This is a genomic window from Gelidibacter algens (genome assembly GCF_001678675.1).
Classification (GTDB): domain Bacteria; phylum Bacteroidota; class Bacteroidia; order Flavobacteriales; family Flavobacteriaceae; genus Gelidibacter; species Gelidibacter algens.
Genome location: NZ_LZRN01000100.1, coordinates 1 through 2,800 on the forward strand (window position 1 = coordinate 1; position 2,800 = coordinate 2,800).

General features: G+C 47.2%; 2 protein-coding genes. Both read right to left on the reverse strand.

The annotated features are described in order from the left end of the window. Window positions 1–291: 291 nt before the first annotated feature. Window positions 292–1,029: an IS21-like element helper ATPase IstB gene (gene istB, locus A9996_RS19155; RefSeq protein WP_066431887.1), complete on the reverse strand. Its 738-nt coding sequence runs from the start codon at window positions 1,027–1,029 to the stop codon at window positions 292–294. A gap of 26 nt (window positions 1,030–1,055) precedes the next feature. After that, entirely contained in the window at window positions 1,056–2,609 is a 1,554-nt protein-coding gene (gene istA / locus A9996_RS19160; protein WP_066431889.1) for an IS21 family transposase, read from the reverse strand. Window positions 2,610–2,800: the final 191 nt, after the last annotated feature.

Sequence of the window (2,800 nt, forward strand, 5' to 3'; positions counted from 1 at the left end):
TTGATGCCCCTAAAACCTTCAACTTTTGTTGAGGGTTTTTTATTTCCAATTTTTATAAAAAATTGATTAAAGTAGACAATCTTCTACAGCAGTTCTCCCGATGCGTCGGGACGCTTGATGCCTCTAAAACCTTCAACTTTTGTTGGGGGTTTTTTTATTACAAATTTTTATAAAAAATTGATCAAAGTAGACAATCTTCTAAAGCAGTGGCTATTTCGGAGTGATGGTGCCACCTGTTTCGGTCAAACCGTGCCACTTTGAAAGATCTTGCAATTATATAAAAAATTATTGTTATTCGTTCTTTAAAGCTCCCTTTCTTAAGGATTCCCCTTTGAGGTCGATCCTGTGGGATGAGTTTACGATCCTGTCCAGGATTGCATCAGCTATGGTTCCTTCTCCAATGATGTCATACCAGGCGGAGACTGGTATTTGAGATAAGATGATGGTGGAGGATCGGTTGTAACGGTCATCGATTATATCCATAAGTGATTCTCTTGCATGGTTGTCAAAACCTTGCAGACCAAAGTCATCCAGGATAAGCAGATCTGCCTTTAGGAGCTTTGCCAGTTCTTTTAGATAGGTTCCATCGGCCTTGCTGAGCTTCAGTCTTTTTAATAAACGGGCCGTGTTGGCATAGATGGTGCGATATTCCATCATGCACGCCTGGTGCCCCAGGGCCTGGGCCAGATAACTTTTTCCAACTCCGGAGGCACCGGTCATAATAATATTCTCTTTTCGTTTCATAAAATCCAGACAGCCCAGACGCAGGAACATGTTCCTGTCCAGATTGCGCTGTTGGGCGTAGTCCACTTCCGCCAGATCGGCCTGTCCACGGAAGGATGCCTGCTTGAGGAGCCTTTGGATCTTTCGATCCTTATGGTCCTCCCACTGATGGTCCGTGAGCAATGCCAAGTATTCATCGGCCGTAAGATCCGGTGTGCGATTTTCCTTGATATGCAGCAGGTGTAAGTCTGCCATGGCACCTAGGCGCATTTGTTTTAGTTTTTCAACGGTTTGATTGTTGTTCATAATTATAGAGTTTATTGGTTACATATTTATTGATAGGCCGAAGCTCCCCGGAGATTCTCATGTACGGGGATATGAGGTTTGTCTTGTTCTAGATCTTGGTAGAACAGGGAAGACCGGTCCAGGTTGTTTTTCAGGATATTCTTGATGCGCTGGTATGCGACCGCATCTGCCTGTATGGCCCTTTTGCATGCGCTGTCCAAGCGTTGTGAGCCAAAGGCTCTGTGCAACTGGATAAGTCCCATGGCACGCTTGTAACCGATCTCGGGGTAATCTCCCGAGGCAATGATGGTATCAATACAGGCCACTACATTTTCCCCGTGCAGGGCAGCTTTCTTTTTAAAAAATTCAGGGCTCCAGTCCACATAATATTTGTGGGTACTGCTCAGGTGGTCACGATTTGTGTTGTAGTTTCCCTTACTGGGATTACGCTGGTGCAGGGCTATCCGCTGATGGTTGTAATACACTTCCACAGTCGTGGCGGTATAATGGATCTGGGTCTGCTTGCCGATGTAGCGGTAGGGTACGCTATAATAACTTTTATCTGGCGAGAAGTACACATATCCCATCTTCTGCACCTTTGCACGGCAATAGTCCTTGAGCTGGTAGGGACTTAGTGGAAGTGATTTTAAATGGCCTTTTTCTATGGACTGGAAGAGCTCCAGACGGCTGGCCTGTTTCCTTTTGAACAGTAGATTGTTATAGGCTGTCAACAGCTTGCGGATCTCTTTGTTGAGCTCGCTTAGGGAGAAGAAGGTCATATTGCGCAAGGGATAATAGATGCGCTGATAGGCAAGATGGACAGCATTCTCTACAAGGGCCTTGTCCTGCGGGGAGTATCCACGGGTCGGGTTGATCACACAGTTGTAGTGCCTGGCAAAGTCCTTAAAACTGCGGTTGATATCCGCCTCATAACGACTGGCACGGGTTACGGCCGACTTTAGATTATCGGAGACGATGGCCTTGGGCACCCCGCCATAAAACTCCAGGGCATGGCCACAGCATGTGATAAGATCGGCTCTCTTTTGGCTATGGCAGGCTTCCACATAGGTGTACTGGCTGTTGGGCAGGATGGCCACAAAGACCTCCACCGCAATGAGCTCCCCGGTGGCCCGGTCCACGATCTGCAGCTTCTTGCCCGCATAGTCCACATACATCTCATTGCCCGGATCGTGCTCCAGTTTCATTGATCCCCTGACCTTTGAGTATTTACGGTTGTAATGCTCCATGAACTGGGTATAACTATAGGGTTCTTTGGCATGTTGCACATATTCCTGGTAGTGGAACAGAAAGGTAAAACCGGGATGGTTCCGGGCTTTGTTGATCCCGTCAAAATACAGCATTAGCTCACCGTAACGGGGATTGGCTATCGTGGTACTGGAAGGAAAGAGTGCCTCCAGGGCAGCATTGTCGCGGGCCAACAGTTCCTCAGGGGAACGGTCACTGGCCTTGAACAGCTGCATATAATTGTTTACCGTGTTGCGGGATATCCCCAGGGTAGCGCCTATTTTACGGTTGCTGAACCCATCTAGGTGCAGGGAAATGATTTGTTTTAAGTCCATTGGATCAAGTGTGTTGGCCATATCGCACGTTTTTTGGCGACAAGGTAATTATTACTTGATCTTTCAAAGCGCTGCGGTGAGCGAGGTCGAACTGTGGCACAAATCGAACCGATATAGACTTTTACCACACAGGCAAAAGTGGCACAGTTTGAACCGAAATGCCTGGCACTATGAAACCGAAATCACTGGCACAAATCGAACCGAAGTATCCA